This is a genomic window from Shinella yambaruensis (assembly GCF_022899355.1).
Lineage (GTDB): Bacteria > Pseudomonadota > Alphaproteobacteria > Rhizobiales > Rhizobiaceae > Shinella > Shinella yambaruensis.
The window spans coordinates 314348-337378 of record NZ_JALJCK010000002.1 but is presented as its reverse complement, the minus strand read 5'-3'; the positions used below and the strand labels follow the sequence as shown (position 1 = coordinate 337378).

Genomic DNA, 23031 nt, shown 5'->3' with positions numbered 1-23031 from the left:
GACCGCCCGGGAAAGGGCGGTTTAGCAGACATGTCCTCTTCCATCCGGACTGTGACCGTCGGCTCCGGCATCGCACCGGATCTGCTGACCTTCCGCGTCAACGGAAGCGCTCGCGGGCTCCCGGATCGCTCCGGATACCGCCGGTGGGGAATTTCACCCCGCCCTGAGAACAGGCGTAAATAAGGAATTTTCGCCGGGGGATGCAAGAGGCCGCGTGCGGCCGGCCCCGGGAAAATCACCAGCAGCAGAAGCCGCCATCGACGAGAAGGTCGACGCCGGTGACGAAGCTCGCGGCATCCGAGAGCAGGAAGACGGCGGGGCCGACCATCTCGTCGACGCTGGCCATGCGCTGCATCGGCGTCTGCTCCTCGAAAAGCTTCGTCTGGTGCACCATTTCGGGCCGGGTGTTCATCGGCGTCGCGGTATAGCCGGGGCTGATCGTGTTGACGCGGATGCCGCGGCCGACCCACTCCATCGCCATCGACTTGGTCATGTGGATGACGCCCGCCTTGGAGGCGTTGTAGTGGCACTGGCTGAGGCCGCTGTTGACGATGACGCCGGACATGGAGGCAATGTTGACGATGGCGCCGCGGCCGGTCTTCAGCATGGCGCGCGCTTCGGCCTGGCAGGACAGGAAAACGCCCTTCAGGTTGATGTCCATCATCGTCTGGAACTGGCTTTCCTCCATCGTCTCCGCCGGATTGGCATTGGCGATGCCGGCCGCGTTGACGGCGAGCGAGAGGGCGCCGAGCTCCGCCTCGGTGCGGGCGACGGCCTCGGCGAGCGCCGCGCCGCTGGTGACGTCGGCGGCGACCTGGATGCTGCGGCGCCCGGCCCGCGCGATGAAATCGGCCGTCCGGGCAAGCCCGTCGTCCGTGCGCCGGTCGAGCAGCGCGACATCGGCGCCGCACTGGGCAAGGCCGATGGCGATGCGCTGGCCGATGCCACTGCCGGCGCCCGTGACGAAGGCGACATTGCCCGAGAGATCGAACAGTTTCGGCGCGTTGAGCGTGATGTCGGACATGATTTCTTCCTTGTTCAGATCGTTGCCAGTTCCATGACCGAGACGTCGTTGGCGTCCTCGCGGTTCAGGATGCCGGCCTGCTTGCCCTGGGCCATGACCATGATGCGGCTGGAGACGCCGAGCACCTCCTCGAGGTCGGAGCTGACCACGATGACGGCGACGCCCTGGCGCGCCAGGTCCATGATGAGATCGTAGATCGACGAGCGGGCACCGACGTCGATGCCGCGCGTCGGCTCGTCCAGCACCACGACCTGCGGCTTGCGCGCCAGCCATTTGGCAAGCACCACCTTCTGCTGGTTGCCGCCGGAGAGCTCGCCGGCATTCTGCCCGCCGCGGCCCTTCACGCCGAATTTCCTGATGTAGTCCTCGGCGAATTCGCGGATGCGGCGGGTGGAGAGCCAGCCGTTGCGGGCGATTTCCCCGAGATTGGCATAGCCGATGTTTTCCGCGATCGAATGGTCGAGCACCACGCCCTGGAGCTTGCGATCCTCGGGCACGAGGACGATGCCGTTGCGGATCGCATCGATCGGCGAACGCGGCGTGACGGGTTTTCCGTGCAAAAGCACCTCGCCGGCAGAAATCGGGTCCGCGCCGGTGATGGCGCGGACAAGCTCCGTGCGGCCGGCGCCCATCAGGCCGGCAATGCCGAAGACCTCGCCCTTGCGGACGGAGAAGTTGATGTCGCGAAACGCCTTCGACGGCGAGGAAAGGCCGCGCACCTCCAGCGCCACCTCCTGTGTCGGGACGGGGAGCGCGGGGAACATGCGTTCGAGCGAACGGCCGACCATGGCCTCGACGATGGTGCGGATCGGCACGTCGCCACGGTCGAATTCCTGCACCTTGGCGCCGTCGCGCATGACGACGATGCGGTCCGTGATCTGGCGGATCTCTTCCAGCCGGTGCGAGATGTAGATGATACCGACGCCTTCGGATTTCAGGCGCTCGATCTGGCGGAACAGCGCCTGCGTCTCCTCGCCGCCCAGCGCGGCGGTCGGCTCGTCGAGGATGAGCAGGCGCGCGTTGAGCGTCAGCGCCTTGGCGATTTCGATGAGCTGCTGCTTTCCCGTCGAAAGCCCTTCGACGGGGCGGTCGGGCGCGACGTCGAGCCCGAGGCGCTGGAGGCCGGCGCGTGCCTTGTCCTCCATCGTCTTGCGGTCGAGCCGGCCGGATTTCATGGGATAGCGGCCGACGAAGACGTTTTCGGCAATCGAAAGCTTCGGCAGCAGTTTGAGTTCCTGGTGGATCATGCCGACCCCCTCGTCCATGGCGGCGCGGGGATTGGCGGGGGCGTAGGGCTTGCCGAGCCAGGTCATTTCTCCGGCGGAGGGCTGGACGGTGCCGGAAATGATGTTCGACAGGGTCGATTTCCCGGCACCGTTTTCGCCGAGCAGCGCCACGACCTCTCCCGGATGGATGTCGAGATCGACACCGTGGAGGACCTTGATCGGTCCGTAGGATTTCTGGATCCCGCGGAGCGACAGGATGGGAGAGCGGTTCGTCATGGCGCTGCTGCCTTCGTGCTGTTACGGGTGGACCTTGACGAATTCCGGCGCGTTCTCGCAGGTCGTCAGCACGGCGTTCGGCGTCTGGCGCTCCTCGACCTTCTCGCCGGCAGCGACGGCGAGCGCGGATTCGACGGCGAGAACGCCCATCTTCTGTGTGCTCTGCGTCGCGGTGGCGATGAACGGGCCCGTGCACTTGGCGAGGTATTCGAGCGCCGAGACATCGCCGTCATAGCCGCCGATGATCACCTTGTCGGAGAGGTTGGCGACGTCGACCGCCTTGGCCGCGCCCATCGCGAGGCCGTCGGCCTGGCCGAAGATGATCGTGATGTCGGGATTCGCCTGCAGCATGTTCTGGGCGATCGTGAAACCTTCGTCAGCCGACCACATGTTGCTCCATTGCTGGTCGACCAGTTCGACGCCCTGGTTCTCGTCGATGGCGCGCTTGCAGCCGGTGAAGCGGTCGACTTCCGGCGTCGTGCCCTTCTGGCCGTGGATGATCGCCATCTTGCCCGAACCGCCCGCCTTGCCGATGATGTACTTGCAGACTTCATAGGCGGATTCGACGCTCTCGCCGGCGATGAACGTGTCGCCCGGGGCACCCTCGGGCGTGCGGTCGACGTTGATGACGGGAATGCCGGCCTCGCGGGCAAGGCGGGTCGGCACGGCAGCGGCGGCGGCGCCGGCCGGGATGTAGATGAAGGCGTCGATGTCCTGCGTCATCAGGTCCTGCACCTGGCTGACCTGGGTGTTGGTGTCGTTCTTGGCATCGACCACGACCACCTCGATGCCCTTTTCCTTGGCATGTTTCTCGACGCCGAGCTTGATCTGGTTGAAGAAGTCGGCCTGCAGGTTCGGCACCGCGAGGCCGATCTTCTTGACCTCGGCGGCGGATGCAGGAAGCGCGAGGACGGACGCGGCGCTTGCCGCGATCAGCAGTCTGGACAGTTTCATGGTTTCTCCTCCGGTTTGCCCGGCAGCCCCCGCCCCTGCAGGAAGCCACCTTCCTTTTGCCGGCCCGCACCATTGCGGGCCGTTTTCGCCACCCCGCCGGCGGCGGGGGTGAACGGGGTTACTTGCGCTTGCGGTAGGTCTCCGCCGTCACGGCGAGCACGATGACCGCGCCGATGATGACCTGCTGCATGAAGGGCGAGACGCTGAGCAGGTTGAGGCCGTTGCGCAGGACGCCGATGATGAGGACGCCGATGATCGTGCCGCCGATGCCGCCCGTGCCGCCCGAAAGCGAGGTGCCGCCGATGACGACCGCCGCGATGGCGTCGAGCTCGTAGGAGACGCCCGAGGACGGCTGGACGGAGTCGAGGCGGGCGGCGAGCACCATGCCGGAAAGGCCGGCAAGGAAGCTGCACACGACATAGACGAGCACGGTGGCGCGCTGGACGTTGATGCCGGCAAGGCGCGCGACCTCGGCATTGCCGCCGATGGCATAGAGCACGCGCCCGCCATGGCGGTAGCGCTGGTAGAGCAGGCCGACGATGAAGACGACGATCATCACGGCGACGGTCAGCGTCAGGAAGCCGCCGAAGCGCACGATGGCCATCATGTTGAACCAGGCCGGAAAGCCGATGATCTGCTGGCCGTCGGTGATCATGTTCGCAAGGCCGCGCGTGATCGACATCATGGCAAGCGTCGCGATGAAGGCCGGCACGTTGAAGCGCGTGATCAGAAGACCCGCGACGAGCCCGTTGAGGGCGGCGACGAAGAGGGCGAGCGGAATGGCGATCCCCATCGGCAAGCCGGCGACGACGTTGAGATAGCCCAGCACCATCATGGCCAGCGCCATGACCGAGCCGACCGCAAGGTCGATGCCGCCGATCAGGATGACCATCGTCATGCCCACAGCCATGACGCCGAGCACCGTGATCTGGTCGAGCACGTTGAGGAAGTTGCGCACCGACAGGAACTTGTCCGTCGCAAAGGTGAGAAAGAGGCACAGCACGATGAGGCCGATCAGCGGCCCCGTGGCGCCGCGCAGCGAGGGCAGCGCAATACCGGCCACCCCGCGTCTTTCCTTCACATCCGCCACCATGAGCACTCCTCCCGACCGGTCTCCGCCTCGCGTTTCGCTTAACGCATAAATATTCATTAGTGTGTGTAAATTCGTAACGCATCCAGGTGGAGCGTGTCAAGGCGCCGCTTCCGAATTCTTTAGCGGCTACTGATGGTATTTTCGCTTGACTTGTCCGGCGTCCATGCAAATATATGTATCACTGTATATTTATTCACAACGAGGGTTTCATGCAGCCGAACGATCTCGACCGCATCGCTCGCCAGATCCGCCTTCGCGATCTGCAAGCGGTTTTTGAAGCTGGCGCAGGCCATATCGGCGGGGAAATGTCCGCCATCGACATCCTGACGGCGCTCTACTTCCGCGTCCTCGACGTCTCGCCCGAGGCGCCGAGACGGCCGGATCGCGACCGCTTCGTGCTATCGAAGGGGCATGTGGCACTGGCGCTCTACGTGACGCTCGCCAGGCGCGGCTTCATTCCGGAAGAGGAGATCGCGACCTTCCTGAAGCCCCATTCGCGGCTCAACGGCCATCCGAACTGCAACAAGGTGCCGGGCGTCGAGACCAATACCGGCCCGCTCGGCCATGGCCTGCCGGTCGCGGTCGGCATGGCGAAGGCCGCCAAGCTGACCGGCGCGACCTACCGCGTCTACGTGCTGACGGGCGACGGCGAGATGCAGGAAGGCTCGAACTGGGAGGCGATCGCCTCGGCCGCGCAGTTCGGCCTCGACAACCTAACGCTGGTCATCGACCACAACCGCTTCCAGCAGGGTGCCTCGCTGAAGGACACCAACAACCTCGCGCCCTTCCCCGCCAAGCTTGAAGCCTTCGGCTGGGATGTCACCGAGATCAACGGCAATGCCATGGACGAGATCGTTCCGGCGCTGGAAAAGCGTGGGCGCCGCCCGCATTGCATCGTCGCCCACACCAACAAGGGCCACGGCATTTCCTTCATGCAGGACAAGGTCGACTGGCACCACAAGGTGCCCAATGCCGAACAATACGAAATTGCCGTGGCTGAGCTTTCGGAGGCCCTTTGATGAACGCCGTGACCCCTTCCGCCAAGCTTCACGATTGCCGCGACGCCTTCGTCGCCGTGCTGGAGCGCCTCGGCGCCGACAATCCCAAGGTCGTGGCCGTCTGCAACGATTCTGTCGGCTCCTCCAAGCTCGGGGGCTTTAAGGCCAGGTGGCCCGAACGCCTCGTCAATGTCGGCATCGCCGAGCAGAACCTCGTCGGCGTCGGCGCCGGCCTTGCCAATGGCGGGCTGCTGCCTTTCGTCTGCGCCGCCGCCTGCTTCCTGACCGGCCGGTCGCTGGAGCAGATCAAGGCCGACATCGCCTATTCCAACGCCAATGTGAAACTCGTCGGTATCTCATCCGGCATGGCCTATGGCGAGCTTGGCCCGACGCACCATTCCATCGAGGATTTCGCCTGGACGCGCGTCCTGCCGAACCTGCCGGTCATCGCGCCCTGCGATTCCATCGAGACGGCCGCCGCCGTGGAATGGGCCGCCAGGTATGACGGCCCGGTCTTCCTGCGCCTCTCGCGCGTCGGCGTGCCGGACCTTCTGCCGGCCGGCCACACCTTCGCTCTGGGCAAGGCCAACCTGCTGCGCGACGGCGATGCCGTCACCCTCATCGCCAACGGCACCCTGACCCACCGCATGGTGAAGGCCGCAGCCATCCTCGCCGAGAAGGGCATCGAGGCGCGTGTCCTCAACATGGCGACCGTCCGGCCGATCGACGTCGAGGCCGTGGTGGCCGCGGCACGCGAGACCGGCGCCATCCTGACGGCGGAGGAGCATTCCACCTTCGGCGGCCTCGGCTCCGCCATCGCGGAGGTCGTCGTGGCGGAAGCCCCCGTGCCGATGAAGATCCTTGGCGTGCCCGGCATTTTCGCCCCCACCGGCTCGGCCGAATTCCTGCTCGACGAGTTCGGCATGTCGCCCGCTGCCATCGCCGAGGCGGCCATCGCCCTGATCGCGCGAAAATCTTCCCGCACGTGATTGTGCGGGGCTAGATTTCGTGCCGGGGCGCGGCAAGACCTCCCTTTCGCCGCGCCTTCCAACTCCTGCTTACCGGAGCCGCCATGACGACCGCCATCCTCGCCATCGACCAGGGCACCACGAATTCGAAGGCCGTGCTCGTCTCCACGGACGGCGCGATCCTGGCCCGCGGCGCATCTCCCGTCGGCATCGAGCATCCGCAGCCGGGCTGGGTGGAGCAAAGCCCGCAACGCCTTTGGGAATCCGTACAGGAGGCCATCGCCGCCTGCCTTGCGGCAGGTCCTGCGGTAAATATCCTCGGCATCGCCATCTCCAACCAGCGCGAATCCGTCACCGTCTGGGATGCCGAGACCGGAAAACCGCTCGGCCCGGTCGTGAGCTGGCAGTGCCGCCGCAGCGCGCCGGCCTGCGCCGACCTGATCGCGGCGGGCCATGCGCCGCGCGTCCAGGCGCTGACCGGCCTTCCCATCGATCCGATGTTCCCCGGCCCCAAGATGAAATGGCTGCTCGACCGCGTGCCCGGGGAACGTCCCGTCCGGCTCGGCACGATCGACGCCTGGCTCATCCACTGCTTCACGGACGGCGCGGTCCATGCCTGCGACGCCGCCAACGCCGCGCGCAGCCAGCTCTACGACCTCAACCGGCGGGAATGGAGCGACGAGCTCTGCGCCCTCTTCGGCGTCGAAAAGGCCGCCCTGCCCGAGGTGCGCGACAGCGCGTCCCGTTTCGGCGTGACGAGGAACGTGCCGGGCCTTGCCGACGGCATCCCGATCGCCTCGGCCATCGGCGACAGCCATGCCGCCCTCTTCGGCCACGGCGCCTTCAATCCCGGCGACGGCAAGGTGACCTTCGGCACCGGCTCGTCTATCATGACCACACTGCCGCGCTTCATCGCGCCGGAACAGGGCATCACCACGACCATCGCCTGGTCGATCGGCGGCAAGCCGACCTACGCCTTCGAGGGCAATATCCTGGTCTCGGCCGCCTCGCTGCCCTGGATGGCCGAGATGCTCGGCCTGCCGGACGTGCAGGCCCTGACCGAGCTTGCCGCCACCGCCGAGCCCGGCGGCCCCGGCTTCGTGCCCGCCTTCGTCGGCCTCGGCGCACCCTATTGGCACTCCGACGCGCGGGCACTGTTCTGCGGCATCACCTTCAACACCAGCCGCGCCCAGATGGCCCGCGCGGTGACCGACAGCATCGCCTTCCAGGTGCACGACGTCTTCAAGGCGATGTCCGCGCAATCGCCGACACCGCTCGGCCGGCTCCATGCCGATGGCGGCCCGAGCAGGAACACCTTCCTCATGCAATGCGTCGCCGATACGCTGGGCCACGCCGTCATCCAGTGCGATGCGCCCGAGGCCTCCGCGCTCGGCGCGGCCTATCTCGCCGGCCTCTCGCTCGGCGTCTGGCCGGATCTCGCCGCCATCGCCGCCCTGCCGCGCACCGCCAATGCCATCGCCCCGCGTGCTTCCGACGCCACACGACGACTTGCGGTCTGGAAAGACGCGATCTGCCGCTCGACCCTAACGGGTCCATCCACTATGAGTGAATAAAAATTCACTCATGGAGAACCCTATGGGAAGGCTCAACGAGCTGCGACTGATCGCCCGCGTAGCCCAGATGTACCATATCGAAGGCAAGCGGCAGGCGGAGATCGCCGAGATCATGCACATGTCGCAGGCGACCGTCTCGCGCATGCTGAAGCGCGCGGAGCAGGAAGACATCGTGCGAACGACGGTCATCCCGCCCGCCGGCACCTTCGCCGAACTCGAATTGGCCCTGCGCGAGCGCTACAGCCTGACCGAAGCCATCGTCATCGACTGTTCGGAGGACCGCGACGGCGCGATCATGGCCCGCGTCGGCGAGGCTGCCGCCCATTTCCTCGAAGTCACCCTGCAGCAGGACGAGATCATCGGCGTCTCGAGCTGGAGCCAGACCATCCTGCGCATGGTGGACAACATCCACCCGCTGAAGAACGCCAAGGCAAAGTACATCGTGCAGATCCTTGGCGGCATGGGCGATGCCTCGGTGCAGATGCACGCCACGCAGCTGACGGCGCGGCTTGCCAAGCTCACCGGCGGCGAGCCGCGGCTCCTGCTCGTCCAGGGCATCACCTCCTCGCGCGAGGCGAAACTCGTCATGCTCGCCGACCCGGCCGTGCGCGAGACGATGGACCTCTTCGGCCGCCTCAGCCTCGCCATCGTCGGCATCGGCGCGGTGGAGCCGTCCGAAATGCTGGCCCGGTCCGGCAACACCTTCTCCCGCCAGGAAATGGCGATGCTGCACGAGGCCGGCGCCGTCGGCGAGATTTCCTACCGTTTCTACGACCGGGACGGAAAACCGGTGGAAACCCCGCTCAACGACCGCGTCATCGGCATCTCGCTGGAGGACCTGCGCAGGACCAACCGCGTCATGGCCCTTGCGGGCGGAGAATCGAAGACCGAGGCCATCGCCGGCGCCCTGAAGCTGGGCGTCATCGATGTGCTCGTCACCGACAAGTTCACTGCGGCACGGCTCACGGCCTGATCCATCCCGGACCAGTCCACGGCCTGCTGCGCATTATGGAGAGAAGACCATGAGACGTTTCGCAGGCCAGACGGTATTCGTCACCGGGGGCAACAAGGGCATCGGCCGCGGCATCGCCAAGCGCTTTGCCGAGGAAGGCGCGAAGGTCGCCATCGCGGCGATCGAGAAGGACACGGCCGCGGCCGCCGAGGCGCTGGCCGCGGAAACCGGCGCCGAGGTGATCGGCCTTGCGCTCGACGTGACCGACGCGAAAGCCGTGCAGGACGCCTATGGCGAGGCCGAGGGGAAGCTCGGCGCGATCTCCGTTTCCGTGCAGAATGCCGGCGTCATCACCATCGCCAAGGTGGAGAACCTCACCGAGCGCGAATGGGACCTCAACCTCGACGTCAACACCAAGGGCGTGTTCCTGTGCTGCCAGGAGGCGATCCGCCGCTTCCGCGCCAGCGGCATGAAGGGCCGCCTGGTCAACACCGCCTCCGGCCAGGCCCGCCAGGGCTTCATCTACACCCCGCACTATGCCGCCTCGAAATTCGGCGTCGTCGGCCTGACCCAGAGCCTCGCCAAGGAGCTGGCGCGGGAAGGCATCACAGCCAACGCCATCTGCCCCGGCATCATCCACACCGAGATGTGGGACTACAACGACCGTGTCTGGGGCAAGATGCTCGGCGAATACGGCCCGGGCGAGCTGATGGCCGAATGGGTCGAGGGCATCCCGATGGGCCGCGCCGGCACCCCCGCCGAAGTCGCCGCCCTCGTCGCCTTCCTCGCCTCCGAGGACGCCGCCTATATCACCGGCCAGACGATCAATGTCGACGGCGGACTGATCATGTCGTGAAGCCGCAGCCGATTGGAGCATTTCCGCTTTTCCTCTGATCGCGGAAATGCTCCGTCGCCGTCCCCCCTCTGCAGGTCCAGCGTCGGTCTATGGCCGCTGGATCTTGAACGTCTTGACTTCATTGCCCCGCTCGATCGAGCGGTTGGCGATGAAGCGTTCCGATTTTGCCGCGTCCGTCTTCCTGTCCTCCAGATGCTGCAGCATGGCTGCGAGCCGCTTGACCGCCAGCGCCTTGTTGCGATGCTGGGATCGCTCGTTGCGGGCGATGACGCGCAGCCCGGTTGGAATGTGAATGGCCCGGACGGCGCTGTCCGTGGTGTTCTGGTGCTGGCCGCCGGGTCCGCCGGCCCGCAGGGTTTCGAACCGGATGTCACGCGGATCGATCGCCACGCCCTCACCGCCGGAAAGGTCGACGCGCTGTACGGAGACGAACCAGTTCTGCCGCTTGTGGCCGGGACGCACCGGGCTCTTGAACAGGAACTTCACGGTGCCGCAGAACTCCGCGGCCATGCACGGTGCCGCTTCGCCCTCCAGGCTGACGAGGGCGGATTTCGGGCCGTGACAGTCCGGCATAGGCCCCGTGCTGACCTCGAAGAGGTAGCCACGCGCCGCCGCTTCCTTTTCCAGGATATCGAGACACGCCCTGACGGCGATGCGGCATTCGGCAGGACCGTTGCCGGCGGTGATCAGCAGATCAATAGCGGTCATGCTTGCGCCTCCCCGTCTGGCGGTGATCCGGCTTGTCCGGACGGCGGGCACGCCCCTCCTCGTCGACCGCCTTCTTGTAGGTGACGAGCGGCCGCATGGCGGCCAGGCTTTCGACGAGGCCCGCCGCCACGAGATCGGCAACCACCCGCCCTGCATCCTTGTAGGCGGAGGGCGCCTCTTCGATGACGAGCGCGCGGTCGTCGCATATGGCGATGCCGCCCCAGGCATTGCGCAGGAGGTCGTCCCGCTCGGAGCGGGTCCGGCCGACGCGGCCGTGCATGGTGGCACGGTCGTATTTGCGCCCCGCACCGTGCGATATGCCGCCCAGCGAACCGGCAACCTTTTCCGTGGCCCGCACGATGTAGCTCAGCGTCGCGCGCGACCCTGCGAGCGGGGCGATCGTGCCGGGATCGACGGCCGCCGCGCCCTTGTGGTGGACATAGCCCTTCTCGCTCCGGCGAACGAGATTATGCGGCACGTCGGTCACCAGGCGGCAATCGGCGCCAAGCGCCGAGGCCGCCTTCTCGGCGATGAGGATGCGGTTGAGCGAGGCCCAGGCAACACATTGATCATGCCTGCCGAGCCAATGGAGGCCGGCCGGAGACGAGGCATCGAGCCCCGACATCAGGTCCGGTTCGGCCGAGAGACTGTCGGACAGGACAGCTGCTCCGAAGCCGCGGGAACCGGAATGGACGAGCAGGTAAAGGCCCTGACGGCCGATGCCGGATACCGGCGAGGAAAGGCTCTCCACCGCCTGCAGCTCGCAGAAGTGATTGCCGCCGCCGATCGTTCCCAGCGCATCCGCGAAGAGATCGCCCGGAAGGCCGACACCGTCGAGGCGCCCGGCAGCATCGTCGACCGCAAGCGCATCGAACCGCCGGAGGCGGCTTGCCGCCCTGTCGAGCTTCAGCTTCCGCAATGGAAGATCGAGCTCGAACAGGGACATGCCGCAGCCGATGTCGTTGCCGACGAGCAGCGGATGCAGCCGGTCCGACAGGAGCGCGACACCTGTCGCACCGTATTTGCCCGGATGGAGATCCGGGAAGGCCGCGATGCTTCTGACGCCCGGAAGGCGCGCCATCCTGTCGAGTTGGTCGAGCGCGGCGCCCTCGATCCAGCTTTCGGCCGAGAAATAGTGATGGATAGTCGCCGGCGTGCATGCCGGCTGGGTGGAGACAGACGTGTCCCCGAAAAAAGTGCCCATGATAGAACTCTGGATAGGTGCTCGTGTCCGCCGTCGAAGACGGCGGGTCGAACGATCCTCCTCAGCCAGGCTGAGTCAGACCGGAACCCCGATGGGGCGTGAGGAGATGTTCTGCATCGATCCGCTCCCTTTCCAGAAACACATTGACGGCGCTTATACGCGAATTCTGTCCCGTTTCAACCGTCATCGCGCCGGCCGCCGCCACAAGGGCGACGGCCGGCCCGTCGTCACTCAACGCCTTTCCCGCCTCTTCCGCCACGGCGCGTCCCTTTGCCAGTCCCCGGCCATGATGCTCCCGAAGGGCACGACCTCGTCGACCACCTCGGCGAGGCCATAGTGCTCGATCTGGGCGCGCACATTGGCGGCGGACTTGTAGGCGCTCGGCAGCTCCGAAGCATCCGCAAAGCCGGAGAAGAAGCGGACGTCGAGCCCCGCCGTCTCCTTTTTCAGGACATCCGCCAGGTTGTTAGGGCTCAGGCCGCGGGCATCGGCGCCGTATTCCTCCGCAAGGCGCCGCATATGGGCGCTGCGGGAAAAATTGCGGCCGGCGCCATGCGGCGAGAATCCGAGGCCATGGGCGGCATTGGAACCGCGAACGATCAGGATCGGCTCCGCCATGTTGAGCGGAATGATCGTCAGGTCTGTCGCATCCTCCGCCCACTTGTCGAAGGCGGGCGTCGCCCCCTTGCCGTGGTAGAAGAGCCCGTCGGACTTGCGGAAGACGAAGTTGTGCTCGTTCCAGAAACGGTCGGCCACCTTGGCCGAGAGCCGTGCCGCAGCCATGTCGTGCAGGACGTAATGGTTCTCCTTCGTCCACTGGCGGATCGTCTGGAGTGCCGACCAGTAGAGGTCGCCCTCCTCGGTATCGGCGGGAATCCAGGCGTTTTCCCGATGCGTCTGCGGCGACAGCTGCTCGCGGAAGCGATTGGCGACCTTCATGCCCTTGTCGTAGAGGCGCGCGCCCGGTGCCCGCGACCCGTGATGGGTGACGAGCGCCGTTTCACCCGTCGATTTCATCGTCCCGACATAGGCGAAGTGGTTGCCGTCGCCCTGCGTCGCGAAGTGCTCGATACCGGCGCTGAGCGCGCCGTCCCGCAGGTAGGGGTTCTGCTGGAAGGCGGACAGCGTCGCCTGCGAGGGCTTGAACTGCGCACCGCGCGGGCGCCCGCCCGGACCGAAATGCGTCACCGCATGAACAGCATCGAGCAGGGCCTTCGGATCGACATCGGGGAAGATGGAGATCGCCATCGAGCAGCAGATATCGGCCGAATGCATGCCGGGGTGGATCGCCTCGGATGCGACGACACCGCCGACCGGGATCGTCCCGATCGGGCCTGCCGGGCAGGCATCGGGCATGATCGCCGCCGAGCGCACCACGGGCGTGCGCACCAGCGCCCGCATCGTCGCATTGACCTTCTCCACATTGTCCTGCTCGAAGGCGTTTTCCGCGCGGATGTTGGAATAGATCTCGATATCGTTGTCCGCCCTCAGCGCAAGCGTCGGGCCCGGCTGGAAGGCGCGTGCCGCTTCCAGCGCGCCCTCCATCGAACCGCCTTCGCTCAAGACCGTGTTGGCGGCGTCCAGCGCATCGCGGAACCACTTGCCCTGGGGCATGCCCGCATCGATCAGATCCTGCCCGCTTACTACCTGTTTCATCGTTTCTTCTGCTTCTGCAGTCCTTCTATCCATCGAGTTTCCTGTCCCCGGGCGACAAATTCAGGCGGAAGACGTTTCCGCACGCATTCCATTTGCATGGCGCGATGCGGCCCATGTAGTCCTCCGCAGCATTCGCCCGGGGCCTCTTGCCATCCCGGCGACGAACCTTGGCGGGACGGTTTCTGAGCTACGCACATCCTGACGAACATGCGGGATGGATCGAACATCCGACCTGCACGCCGGATATCCGGCGAGCCGCTCTTACCTGTAGTCCCACCGGCATTCGCCGGGCATTCCCTATGCAAGCCCTTGCAGCGGCGACGAGGATGAACGAAACCGGATGGCCCCGCTCGTGCCAGAGAGCGTATGCCCAGGAGGAGTCGAACCTGCCAGACCATCCAACGGTGGTGGCTGTAGTTCCGTCCGGCATTCGTCGCTGCAAGTCTTCCATGGGCAATAGCCTTCTTGCCCATGTCGTTCGTCCGTGACGACGAGGTGTGGTGAAACGACCCGCTCTATCCGCTGAGCTACGGGTCCATGGTTGGGGGACCCGGCGGGATTCGAACCCGCGACCTGGAGGTTAACAGCCTGTAGTTTCATCCGGCATTCGTCACGGTCCCCGTGCCGTTCACGGGCGGCACGGGGGTATTGCTTCATGTCAGAGCTCGATCGCCTCGATTGCCCTCACCCAGCCGTCGGCGCCCTTGCTGTCGGCGGCGAAAGCGGTGATGACCCCATAGACGGCATCCGAGAAGCCGCCGATGTTGAGCACGTCGTTCCGGGTCGGCGCCTGCGTGGTGGCGTGGGGCTGGAGATCGAGGCAGACCAGCTTTGCAGCCGGGTTGACCCGCTTGATCCGTGCCCATTCCGTCATCACGCCCGTCGGCTGACCGGCCTTGCGCGCATCCACCCAGGATTCGTTGTCCGAGATGAACACGACGAGATCGACCCTGGCCTTCTCGTCCGCGAGCTTGCGCAGCGGTGCGGAGCAGTTCGTTCCCCCGCCGCCGATGGCCGCCAGCTTGCCGGCATTGGTCATCACCGAATCCCGCCGGTTGAGCGCGACGCTCACCACGCCGGTCTCGAACGGCAGCACCCGTGCCTTCGGGTTGCGCTGCAGGAAGGCCGCCGTCATCAGGCCGGCGACATCGATGCAGCGGACCGCCGACGTCGCCCCCTTGCGGTATCCGGTCACCGGCGAAGCCATGGATCCGGAAACGTCGGGGCACAGCACCACATTGCCACCGAACGACGGCACGTTGGCGATCGCGATATCCATCGCGTCCTGCAAGGCATCGCGCACGACATCCGGAACCTGGCCGTCGACCATCTTCCACGCCATCATCAGCTGATAGGGGAAGACCCTGGCCTTGCGGACCTCGTCCGGATCGGCCAGCCGCGCAGCCAGCGCCTCGGCAAAACCCTCGACCTCGAACACGCCGTTGCGCGCGAAGGTGTTGAGGTTCTGCCGCACCATCTGCCAGCCGCCCTTACGGGCGATCTCGACCCAGTGCTCGCGCGTCAGCGGCAGCGAGGTCAGCATCTGGAACGGCACGTCCGGCACCGACCGCGTCTGGTCACGCCGGAAGGCTTCCAGCGCCTTGACGAGGTCCGGCAGCGCCGCAACGTCGTGCGGCTTGCCGATCGCCCAGGCATAGAGCGCCCTGCGTTCCTCCGACACCGGCTTAGGATGCACCATGCGGATGACGTCGGCCAGCGACGGGTCGTTGCCGACCATGGCGCGCAGGATCTGCTCGGTGCTTGCCCGTTCCAGCCATGCCTGCACGGCCTTCTTCGGCCGCGTGCCGAGCGACTTGCGCCCCGTCGCGCCGGAGCGCATCACCTGGACGAAGCCGCGCAGCATCTTGCCGCTCTTGACGACGCGCGGAAAGGCGCGGGCGAAAGCATCGCTCTCAAGGCTGGACAGCATGGCCAGCAGGGTGACCGGCATGTCCTTCATGTGCCCCTTCCCGGCCGCGTGGATGGCCACCTTGGCAAGGAATTCCGGCTCGACCTCGAGGGCCAGCGCCTTCACCGCCTCCAGCTGCTCGGCACCGTCGGCGTAGAACGTACCGTTGAACGTGCCGGTCACGGCATACTGCGCCAGCGCCTCGCGCGGCGTCAGCCTGTAGGCCGGCGCGGCTTCGTGGTTTTTCGTGTCCGTGCCCGCAAGCAGCTTTCCGAGATAGGTTTTGAAGATCGCCTTGTTGACCATGACGGCACCTCTTGTTGTTTGGTTCGTGCCAGATACGTTTCAAGCGGCGTGCCAGTTTGACGAAATAGTCTCTCAGAAGCAGAAATTTTCTTCTAACCAGCTGTAATCAATACTTAAAAATTATACCCGTTCAGAGGCCGGCCTAAATTGCCAAATTTCGACGCTCCCATTATCCTATCTAAAAATATCCATCCTTATAAAATTGGATAAGACATGAAGCGGCGTGTCGCCATCAGCATCCTGGGAACCACCCTCGACATGGGGAGGGACAATCGCTGGAGCCGCTGGCGGCCCAATGTCGGGCTCTGCCAGCAAGCCGGCCTGTTTATCGACCGGCTGGAACTCATCCATGACAACCACGCGAGCGCCCTCGCCACGCGGATCATCGCCGACATCGAGACCGTGTCACCGGCCACGGAGGTACGCAGCAATGTCATCAATTTCCGTGACCCGTGGGATTTTTCGGAGGTTTACACGAACCTCCGGGACTTTGCGCGCGGCTACCCGTTCGACCCCGATACCGAGGATTATCTCGTCAACATCACCACCGGAACGCATGTCGCGCAGATCTGCTGGTTCCTGCTGACCGAGGCCCGCATCATCCCCGGCCGGCTGCTGCAGCTCTCGCCGCCGCGCGATCGCGATCCGGGCGCGGACTTCGCCGGCACGCACCGGATCATCGACCTCGACCTCTCCCGCTACGACGAGATCGCCAAGCGCTTCGCCTCCGAACGCGAAGAGGCCGCCTCCTTCCTGAAATCGGGGATCTCCACGCGCAACACCGCCTTCAACCGGATGATCGACGAGATCGAGCGCGTGGTGATACGCTCGGCGGCGCCGGTCCTCCTGACGGGGCCGACCGGCGCCGGCAAATCCCAGCTCGCCAGGCGCATCTACGAACTCAAGAATGCGCAGCGGAAGGTCAGCGGTCCCTTCGTCGAGGTCAACTGCGCGACATTGCGGGGAGACCAGGCGATGTCGGCGCTGTTCGGCCATGTCAAGGGCGCCTTCACGGGGGCGGCCGGCGAGCGCGCGGGCCTCCTGCGCTCTGCGGACAAGGGCGTGCTCTTCCTGGACGAGATCGGCGAGCTCGGCCTCGATGAACAGGCCATGTGCCTGCGCGCCATCGAGGAGAAACGCTTCCTCCCGGTGGGCGCCGACACCGAGGCCTCCGCCGATTTCCAGCTTCTCGCCGGCACCAACCGCGACCTCGCCGAGGCCGTGCGCCTCGGAAGGTTCCGCGAGGACCTCTTCGCCCGCCTGAACCTCTGGACGTTCCGGCTGCCGGCACTTCGCGAACGCGCGGAGGACATCGAACCCAACCTCGATTTCGAGCTGCGCCGCTTCCTGGAGCGCGAGGGCCAGAACGTGACCTTCAACAAGGAGGCGCGCGAACGCTATCTCGCCTTCGCCACCGGCCCTGACGCCGCTTGGAGCGCCAATTTCCGCGACCTTTCCGCATCCGTCACCCGCATGGCCACGCTCGCCCCGCTCGGCCGCATCACCATCGAGGTCGTCTACGACGAGATCCGGCGGCTGAACACGGCCTGGCACGGCGCTTCACGGCAGACGGCGTCCGACGACATCCTTGTCGAGCATCTGGGCGAGGATGCTGCAGCGCAGCTGGACCGGTTCGACGCCGTGCAGCTCGCCGCCGTGCTGCAGACTTGCCGCAAACATGCCAGCGCCAGCGCGGCGGGCCGGGCGCTGTTCGCAAGCTCGCGCCTGGAAAAGAAAAGCAGCAACGACGCCGACCGCCTGTCGAAATATCTCGCGCGATTTGGCCTGAGGTTCAATGATGTGAGCATGCTGCGCTAGGCTGCCGATCTCCATCGAGACACCGGCTGGATTCGAATCTGCGGCGTAGCGTCATGCCGGGCCGCGTCAGCTTGCCCTCTTTCCGGCGCCTCGCATGAACAGCTCCCAAGCCTGCTCGAAATAGGCATCGCGCGCTTCGGTGGAGGCGAAGGCGGTGCTTCCGAGCATGGCATAGGTGATCGGCTTCACCGTCAGCGAATAGATGAGTTGATCGGCGATGAAGGCCGCCTCTCCTTTCGCAAGGTCACCGCTTGCCTGCGCGGCCTCGATCAGCTCGATCAGACAGCGGACGGTCGGATCGCTGCTCGCCCCGTCGGCAAGGCTCTGCCTGAACATCGCGGCTTCGCTCAGGGTGATGCGCTTCATGGCGATTTGCTGCGGCTCGAGATGGGCGGTCAGGAACCAGTGGCCGGCCACCTTGAGCCGCTCCAGCGGCGCGCCCGCGGGTGGAACGGTCATTTCGAGGCTGCGCAATGCGCTTGCGCGGATGCGCTCTATAACACCGCGGAACAGCACTTCCTTCGATGGGAAACGCCTGTAGACCGTGTCCTTGCCGGCACCGCAAGCGGCCGCGATCTTCTCCATCGAGGTGCCCGCATAGCCCTGCGCCGCGAACATGCCGGTCGCGACATCGAGGATCCTGGCCGTCAGCTCTTCGGATTTCTGCCGCGACGGCCGGCCGGTTTTCGAAACACGGGCCTGTTCGTCAGGGCCTGGCGCACCTTCGACACTGATTTCCGCGGCCGATCGCCGAACGCCATCCGTCATGCCCCGCTCCGACATCGCTGAATTTCCCATCATGCTCGTTTACGCCTTTCCTTAGCAGACTCCACCGCTCCCGCCCAACCCTTGGCCGACCGCGGCGTCGGGCAAGGCGACGTCAAAAAATATGAGTTCCAAGCTCATATAATTAACTGGACACTACCGTCCCGTTTGATTAATAGACGACTCCGACCGGCGGGGCAAATGCCTGCCGCCGTGATGGTGTCCGAGGGTCGGACAAGGGGCTGGGGATACACAATGGGACGCAAGCTGACCTACCTTCTCGCAACTGCCAGTCTCCTGCCCTTGCAGGTTGCCGGCGCTCAAGCTCAGGACGCCGCGACCCGGCTCGAGACGATCGTCGTCGAGGGTGAAAGCGAAACCCCGCGGAAGGGCGATCGTTATGTCGTCAATCGGACGACCACCGCGACCAAGGGCGCGACGCCGGTCGAGAACACGCCCCAATCGACGACGACCGTCAACCGCAAGCAGATGGATGACCAGAACGCCCAGACGGTGCAGAGCGCACTGAACTATACGGCAGGCGTTCTTTCGAACGTCGATGAGAACAGCCGCTTCGACAGCCTCTCGATTCGCGGTTTCGGCGGCTTCTTCAGCGCCATGCGCACGGTCGACTATCTCGATGGCTTGAAGCTTCCGCGCGGCCAGGCATGGGGCATACCGCAGATCGACCCCTTCCTGCTCGACCAGATCGACGTGCTCAAGGGTCCGTCGGCGGTTCTCTACGGCCAGGGAAGCCCCGGCGGGCTCGTCAACCAGATCAGCAACATGCCGAGTGCCGACCCGTCCCACGAGCTGCGCCTTGAGACCGGCAGCCATGGCCGGGTCCAGGCCGGCGTCAGGAGCCGCGGCGCGCTGAGCGAGGACGGCGTCCTGCAATATTCGTTCAGCGGGATCGGCCGCCAGTCCGGCACGCGCCATGACGACGTGGATGAACGGCGCCTTGCGGTCGCGCCGGCGCTGACATGGCAGCCGGACGAGGACACGAGCCTGACGCTGCTCGGCTTCTACCAGAAGGACCCCGAAGGCGGCTACTTCAACCACATCTATCCGCGCTTTCTGGCGCCGGCCTCATACCGTCCCTACCTGACCGGCGGCCTCAATGTGGGCGACCCTTCGTACGACAGCTATGACCGCGACCAGTTCGGCATCGGCTACATCTTCGAACACCGCTTCAACGATATGGTGAAAGTGGGCTCGCGCCTGCGCTATGGCGGTCTCGATTCGACATTCCGGACCCTTCAGATCTCAGGGCCGCTCACTCCCGACGGTCTGCTACCGCGCTGGGCGGCGCACTCGGCGGAAAGCGTGCGCGGCGTGAGTGCCGACAACAACGTGGAACTGAGCTTCGCGACAGCGGCCCTGGAGCACAAGGTCCTCGTCGGCATCGATGTCCAGCGCTCGACAAGCGACTTCCTGTTCCTGCTCGGCGGTGCCCAGCCGCTCGACGTGACAAATCCGCAGTACGGCCTACCCGTCGGGCCGTTCACCACCTTCACGGATGCAAAGCAGGATTTGCGGCAGACGGGGATATACCTCCAGGATCAGATGACCCTCGGCAATCTGCATATCCTGCTGGGCGGCCGCTACGACTGGTCCCGGGAAGGCTCTCTCAACCGTCTCACGGGCGTTGAGCGCAACCAGACGGAACGCGCGGCCAGCTACCGGGCGGGCCTGCTCTACGAGTTCGACAACGGCATCGCCCCCTATCTCAGCTATTCGACATCCTTCGAGCCCGTCGTCGGCGTCGGATCGGACGGCCGGCCTTTCGTCCCCACGGAGGCCGAGCAGTTCGAGATAGGCGTCAAATATTCACCCGAAAGCCTCGATGCCATCTTCACCCTCGCCGCCTTCGACATCAAGCAGAAGAATGTCCTCACGCCCGGCCCCGTGCCCGGCTTCAGCATCCAGCAGGGCGGGGTCCGTTCCCGCGGCATCGAGTTCGAAGCGCGTGGGAACGTGACCGACAATCTCGAACTGATCACAGCCGTCACGCTGCTCGAAACCGAGATCTCCCGATCGAACGTCGTTCCGTCGATCGTCGGCAACCGGCCGCAGGGCGTGCCGCGGTATTTCGGCTCACTCTGGGCGAACTACACCTTCGATGACGACGTGTTCGACGGCCTTTCGGTCGGGGCCGGGGTGCGGATCGTCGGCAGCAGCTACGCGGACGATGCAAACGCCGTCCGCACGCCGGGTTACGCCCTGGTGGACGCGGCCCTGCGCTATGATCTCGGCGCGGCCAATCCGGCCTTCAAGGGGGCGGAGGCGACCCTCAACGTCACGAACCTTTTCGACAGGGACTACTATTCGGGCTGCAGCAACGGTTTCTACTGCCAGGTCGGAAAGGGCCGCGAAGTCGTGGCCGGCCTTCGCTATCGCTGGTGACGGGCATGCGGATGAACCGAAGACGCTTCCTGACGCTTGCCGCCGCAACACTCTCCGGCCCGGCTCTCGGTGCCGGTCCGCAGGTGATCACAGTAACGGACATGGCAGGACGCACGGTGGAGCTTGCGGCGCCACCGCAACGCATCGTGCTTCTGGAGGCGCGCGACATCCTCACCATGTCCATGCTGCATCCCGACCCGGCACGGCTCGTCGTCGGCTGGGCCGCGGTCGAGCGCATGGACAGTGACGATCTCCATTCCGCCTACAGCACGGGTTTCGACATAGCCCTGGTCGGCCGGCAGACGCCGGAAACCGTCTCGCTGGAGGGCCTGATATCCCTGCAACCCGATCTCGTCGTCGCCACCGCCTACATGGCGCCCGGAAACGGCGCCGACGCCCTGTCCGAACGGCTTGCGGAGCTTGGCATTCCCGTCCTGTTCAGCAGCAGCTTCAGCAATGACGCGGCAGGTGAGGCGCCCTCGCCGCTCGCGGAACTGCCACGCCTGATGCACATGTGGGGCGCGATCCTGGATCGCCGCCGGGAGGCCGCGGCCTTCCGGACCTTCCATGAGCAGAAAATCGAGCGGCTGAAACGACGTCTGGCGGGCGTCGCGCCGCGCAAGACCTATTTCGAAATCGGCTCGCTCTACGATGATTGTTGCTGGGCCGTCGGCCGGGACATCTGGGGCACGCTTCTTGAAGCGGCCGGCGGCCGCGGGCTTGATGCCGCGTCCTCCCCGTGGGCCGCCAAGATCCAGCTCGAACAGCTGCTCGCGGAAGGCGCCGACGTCTACATCGCGACGGGTGGCGGCTATGCGAACGCCACGAGACCCGCGATCGGCCCCGGCCTTCCCGAAGCCGAAGCGCGCGCCGGGCTGGAGCGCCTCACCGGACGGCCCGGCTTTCACCTCTTGAAGGCTGTAGAGCACAAGCAGGTGCATGGCATCTGGACGGGGCTGATCACCGCCCAGCCGCTCAACCTCCTCTTCCTGGAAGTCGCCGCCAAATGGCTGCATCCCGACCGCTGCCACGATATCGATCCGCACGAAACATTGGCGGAATTGAACCGGCGCTTCCTGGCAAGACCGATCGCCGGCCCGTGCTGGGTCAGCCTCTGACAGCCCCGGAAATCCCAGGAATTTGGCCATGCCGAGCCTAAAGGCGCACACCACGATCACATTTTCCGACCTGACGCGATATCTGGACAATATCCTCATCTTGCTCGGCGATCACGACATGCAGGTTCGTTTTGCGGACGGCATCCATGTCGCGACGTCGCCCTATGGCACCGTTCGCGTGCGGCCCGCCGGCCAGATGCTCCACATCGCGGTGGAAGCCGAGAATGGCGCATCCCTCAACCGCCTGAAGAACGCCCTCACCGGCCTGGTCGATTTCGTCGCACGAGCCGAGGATCCCGACATCGTCTGGACCGGCGACAAGGCCGGCGACACATGGCCGCCGGACTTTCGGGTCCTGACGGTTCGCGCCGTGCGCGACCTGACACCGCGGATGCGCCGCATCCGCTTCGCCGGGGAAAATCTCGCTCACTACGATGTGCCCGATCAGATCCATTGTCGCCTGCTGTTCCAGCCGCATGGCGAGCCCAATCCCGAATGGCCGAGGCTCGGCGACAACGGGCGGCTGGTCTGGCCGAAGGGCGGGCAACAGCTCGCGTCGCGCATCTACACGATGCGGACCGTCGATGCGGCAACGGGAATGCTGGAGGTCGATTTCTATCTGCACGATGCCGGCGGTGCCGGCGTCGAATGGGCCCGCAAGGCGGCACCGGGCGCGCTCGTCGGCCTGCTCGGCCCGGGCGCTCACGGGCCCAAGCCCGCGAGATGGAACGTCTATGTCGGCGACGAGACGGGCCTGCCGGGCATAGCCCGCATGATCGAGGCGTTGCCGCGGGATGCGAAGGGCGTCGCTCTCATCGAGGTGGCCGAACAGGCCGAGGAACAACCGATCGCCGCGCCAGGCGGCGTCGACATACGCTGGTTTCACCGGCACGGCCGGCCGCCGGGCACTCCGGATCCCTTGGCGCAGGCGGTTCGATCCCTCGACTGGCCCGCGGACAAGGAAGACACCTTCTTCTGGTGTGGCTGCGAATACTCGACCTTCCGGGAAATCCGTCAGTTCCTGCGCGAGACGGTCAAGCTGCCGAACCACCGGCAGGTCGCCTTCTCCCATTGGCGTCGCGGCCTGAGCAATGATGAAATCATCGAGGCCGGCGGCGATGTCGTCGCCGGTTGATGCCCGCACACTATGCGCCCCCCGCGCTTACTGCGCCGCTGGCGGCTGGCGCGCGATACGGATAAGGTATGACGCTCACGGTTCG

18 protein-coding genes and 1 riboswitch are annotated in these 23031 nt (G+C 65.6%); of the genes, 9 read left to right on the top strand and 9 right to left on the bottom strand.

Annotated features, from left to right (window positions below; all coding sequences use genetic code 11):
• Positions 1–28 precede the first annotated feature (28 nt).
• Positions 29–175: riboswitch (FMN riboswitch) on the bottom strand.
• A gap of 60 nt (positions 176–235) precedes the next feature.
• From MUU56_RS05500 to MUU56_RS05485, 4 genes are all read right to left on the bottom strand, one after another.
• Positions 236–1024 carry an SDR family oxidoreductase gene (locus tag MUU56_RS05500; RefSeq protein ID WP_244766307.1) on the bottom strand — a complete coding sequence of 263 codons (789 nt, stop codon included), beginning with the start codon at positions 1022–1024 and terminating at the stop codon, positions 236–238.
• A gap of 14 nt (positions 1025–1038) precedes the next feature.
• Entirely contained in the window at positions 1039–2526 is a 1488-nt protein-coding gene (locus MUU56_RS05495) for a sugar ABC transporter ATP-binding protein (RefSeq protein ID WP_244766306.1), read from the bottom strand.
• A 21-nt stretch (positions 2527–2547) separates the two neighbouring features.
• A complete protein-coding gene (locus MUU56_RS05490) occupies positions 2548–3480 on the bottom strand; it encodes a substrate-binding domain-containing protein (protein WP_244766305.1) in 933 nt (310 codons plus the stop codon).
• Between the two features lie 118 nt (positions 3481–3598).
• Positions 3599–4573 carry an ABC transporter permease gene (locus MUU56_RS05485; protein WP_244766304.1) on the bottom strand — a complete coding sequence of 325 codons (975 nt, stop codon included), beginning with the start codon at positions 4571–4573 and terminating at the stop codon, positions 3599–3601.
• Between the two features lie 209 nt (positions 4574–4782).
• Here MUU56_RS05485 and MUU56_RS05480 point away from each other — a divergent pair, with 209 nt between their 5' ends.
• The 5 genes from MUU56_RS05480 to MUU56_RS05460 all read left to right on the top strand — a co-directional run bounded on the left by MUU56_RS05480 (position 4783) and on the right by MUU56_RS05460 (position 9921).
• Positions 4783–5592, top strand: a complete 810-nt coding sequence (locus MUU56_RS05480) for a transketolase (RefSeq protein WP_244766303.1) — start codon at positions 4783–4785, stop codon at positions 5590–5592.
• The gene (locus MUU56_RS05475) at positions 5592–6560 is read left to right on the top strand and encodes a transketolase family protein (protein WP_244766302.1); all 969 of its coding nucleotides are present in this window, start codon (positions 5592–5594) and stop codon (positions 6558–6560) included. Before MUU56_RS05480 ends, MUU56_RS05475 begins: the two co-directional genes overlap by 1 nt.
• A gap of 83 nt (positions 6561–6643) precedes the next feature.
• Positions 6644–8113, top strand: a complete 1470-nt coding sequence (locus MUU56_RS05470; protein WP_244766301.1) for an FGGY family carbohydrate kinase — start codon at positions 6644–6646, stop codon at positions 8111–8113.
• Positions 8114–8135: 22 nt separating this feature from the next.
• A complete protein-coding gene (locus tag MUU56_RS05465; protein WP_244766300.1) occupies positions 8136–9086 on the top strand; it encodes a sugar-binding transcriptional regulator in 951 nt (316 codons plus the stop codon).
• A gap of 49 nt (positions 9087–9135) precedes the next feature.
• Positions 9136–9921, top strand: a complete 786-nt coding sequence (locus MUU56_RS05460) for an SDR family oxidoreductase (protein WP_244766299.1) — start codon at positions 9136–9138, stop codon at positions 9919–9921.
• 87 nt (positions 9922–10008) lie between these two features.
• Here MUU56_RS05460 and prfH read toward each other — a convergent pair whose 3' ends face one another.
• From prfH to MUU56_RS05440, 4 genes are all read right to left on the bottom strand, one after another.
• A complete protein-coding gene (prfH, locus tag MUU56_RS05455; protein ID WP_244766298.1) occupies positions 10009–10629 on the bottom strand; it encodes a peptide chain release factor H in 621 nt (206 codons plus the stop codon).
• Positions 10616–11833 carry an RNA ligase RtcB family protein gene (locus tag MUU56_RS05450; RefSeq protein WP_244766297.1) on the bottom strand — a complete coding sequence of 406 codons (1218 nt, stop codon included), beginning with the start codon at positions 11831–11833 and terminating at the stop codon, positions 10616–10618. The genes prfH and MUU56_RS05450 overlap by 14 nt, the downstream gene beginning before the upstream one ends.
• Positions 11834–12064: 231 nt before the next feature.
• Positions 12065–13489: an RtcB family protein gene (locus MUU56_RS05445; RefSeq protein ID WP_244766296.1), complete on the bottom strand. Its 1425-nt coding sequence runs from the start codon at positions 13487–13489 to the stop codon at positions 12065–12067.
• A 658-nt stretch (positions 13490–14147) separates the two neighbouring features.
• Positions 14148–15704 (bottom strand): RNA-binding protein, encoded by a 1557-nt coding sequence (locus tag MUU56_RS05440; RefSeq protein WP_244766295.1) that lies wholly within the window; start codon positions 15702–15704, stop codon positions 14148–14150.
• A 213-nt stretch (positions 15705–15917) separates the two neighbouring features.
• Here MUU56_RS05440 and rtcR point away from each other — a divergent pair, with 213 nt between their 5' ends.
• Positions 15918–17522, top strand: a complete 1605-nt coding sequence (gene rtcR, locus MUU56_RS05435; protein WP_244766294.1) for an RNA repair transcriptional activator RtcR — start codon at positions 15918–15920, stop codon at positions 17520–17522.
• Between the two features lie 66 nt (positions 17523–17588).
• Here the strand turns inward: rtcR and MUU56_RS05430 are convergent, their stop codons facing one another.
• Positions 17589–18290 carry a TetR/AcrR family transcriptional regulator gene (locus MUU56_RS05430; RefSeq protein WP_244766293.1) on the bottom strand — a complete coding sequence of 234 codons (702 nt, stop codon included), beginning with the start codon at positions 18288–18290 and terminating at the stop codon, positions 17589–17591.
• 252 nt (positions 18291–18542) lie between these two features.
• Between MUU56_RS05430 and MUU56_RS05425 the strand changes: the two genes are divergently transcribed.
• Genes MUU56_RS05425 through MUU56_RS05415 form a run of 3 tightly spaced genes read left to right on the top strand, consistent with a single transcriptional unit; the run spans position 18543 to position 22946 of the window.
• Positions 18543–20693, top strand: a complete 2151-nt coding sequence (locus MUU56_RS05425; protein WP_244766292.1) for a TonB-dependent siderophore receptor — start codon at positions 18543–18545, stop codon at positions 20691–20693.
• Positions 20694–20704: 11 nt separating this feature from the next.
• On the top strand, positions 20705–21811 hold the full coding sequence (locus MUU56_RS05420; protein WP_244766291.1) for an ABC transporter substrate-binding protein: 1107 nt from the start codon (positions 20705–20707) through the stop codon (positions 21809–21811).
• Between the two features lie 28 nt (positions 21812–21839).
• Positions 21840–22946, top strand: coding sequence for a siderophore-interacting protein (locus MUU56_RS05415; protein ID WP_244766290.1), 1107 nt, complete (start codon positions 21840–21842; stop codon positions 22944–22946).
• The last annotated feature ends 85 nt before the right edge of the window (positions 22947–23031 follow it).

Coding starts and splice junctions, on each gene's coding strand:
- MUU56_RS05500 (WP_244766307.1), bottom strand. CDS start 1,024: ATGTCCGACATCACGCTCAACGCGCCGAAACTGTTCGATCTCTCGGGC.
- MUU56_RS05495 (WP_244766306.1), bottom strand. CDS start 2,526: ATGACGAACCGCTCTCCCATCCTGTCGCTCCGCGGGATCCAGAAATCC.
- MUU56_RS05490 (WP_244766305.1), bottom strand. CDS start 3,480: ATGAAACTGTCCAGACTGCTGATCGCGGCAAGCGCCGCGTCCGTCCTC.
- MUU56_RS05485 (WP_244766304.1), bottom strand. CDS start 4,573: ATGGTGGCGGATGTGAAGGAAAGACGCGGGGTGGCCGGTATTGCGCTG.
- MUU56_RS05480 (WP_244766303.1), top strand. CDS start 4,783: ATGCAGCCGAACGATCTCGACCGCATCGCTCGCCAGATCCGCCTTCGC.
- MUU56_RS05475 (WP_244766302.1), top strand. CDS start 5,592: ATGAACGCCGTGACCCCTTCCGCCAAGCTTCACGATTGCCGCGACGCC.
- MUU56_RS05470 (WP_244766301.1), top strand. CDS start 6,644: ATGACGACCGCCATCCTCGCCATCGACCAGGGCACCACGAATTCGAAG.
- MUU56_RS05465 (WP_244766300.1), top strand. CDS start 8,136: ATGGGAAGGCTCAACGAGCTGCGACTGATCGCCCGCGTAGCCCAGATG.
- MUU56_RS05460 (WP_244766299.1), top strand. CDS start 9,136: ATGAGACGTTTCGCAGGCCAGACGGTATTCGTCACCGGGGGCAACAAG.
- prfH (WP_244766298.1), bottom strand. CDS start 10,629: ATGACCGCTATTGATCTGCTGATCACCGCCGGCAACGGTCCTGCCGAA.
- MUU56_RS05450 (WP_244766297.1), bottom strand. CDS start 11,833: ATGGGCACTTTTTTCGGGGACACGTCTGTCTCCACCCAGCCGGCATGC.
- MUU56_RS05445 (WP_244766296.1), bottom strand. CDS start 13,489: ATGAAACAGGTAGTAAGCGGGCAGGATCTGATCGATGCGGGCATGCCC.
- MUU56_RS05440 (WP_244766295.1), bottom strand. CDS start 15,704: ATGGTCAACAAGGCGATCTTCAAAACCTATCTCGGAAAGCTGCTTGCG.
- rtcR (WP_244766294.1), top strand. CDS start 15,918: ATGAAGCGGCGTGTCGCCATCAGCATCCTGGGAACCACCCTCGACATG.
- MUU56_RS05430 (WP_244766293.1), bottom strand. CDS start 18,290: ATGACGGATGGCGTTCGGCGATCGGCCGCGGAAATCAGTGTCGAAGGT.
- MUU56_RS05425 (WP_244766292.1), top strand. CDS start 18,543: ATGGGACGCAAGCTGACCTACCTTCTCGCAACTGCCAGTCTCCTGCCC.
- MUU56_RS05420 (WP_244766291.1), top strand. CDS start 20,705: ATGAACCGAAGACGCTTCCTGACGCTTGCCGCCGCAACACTCTCCGGC.
- MUU56_RS05415 (WP_244766290.1), top strand. CDS start 21,840: ATGCCGAGCCTAAAGGCGCACACCACGATCACATTTTCCGACCTGACG.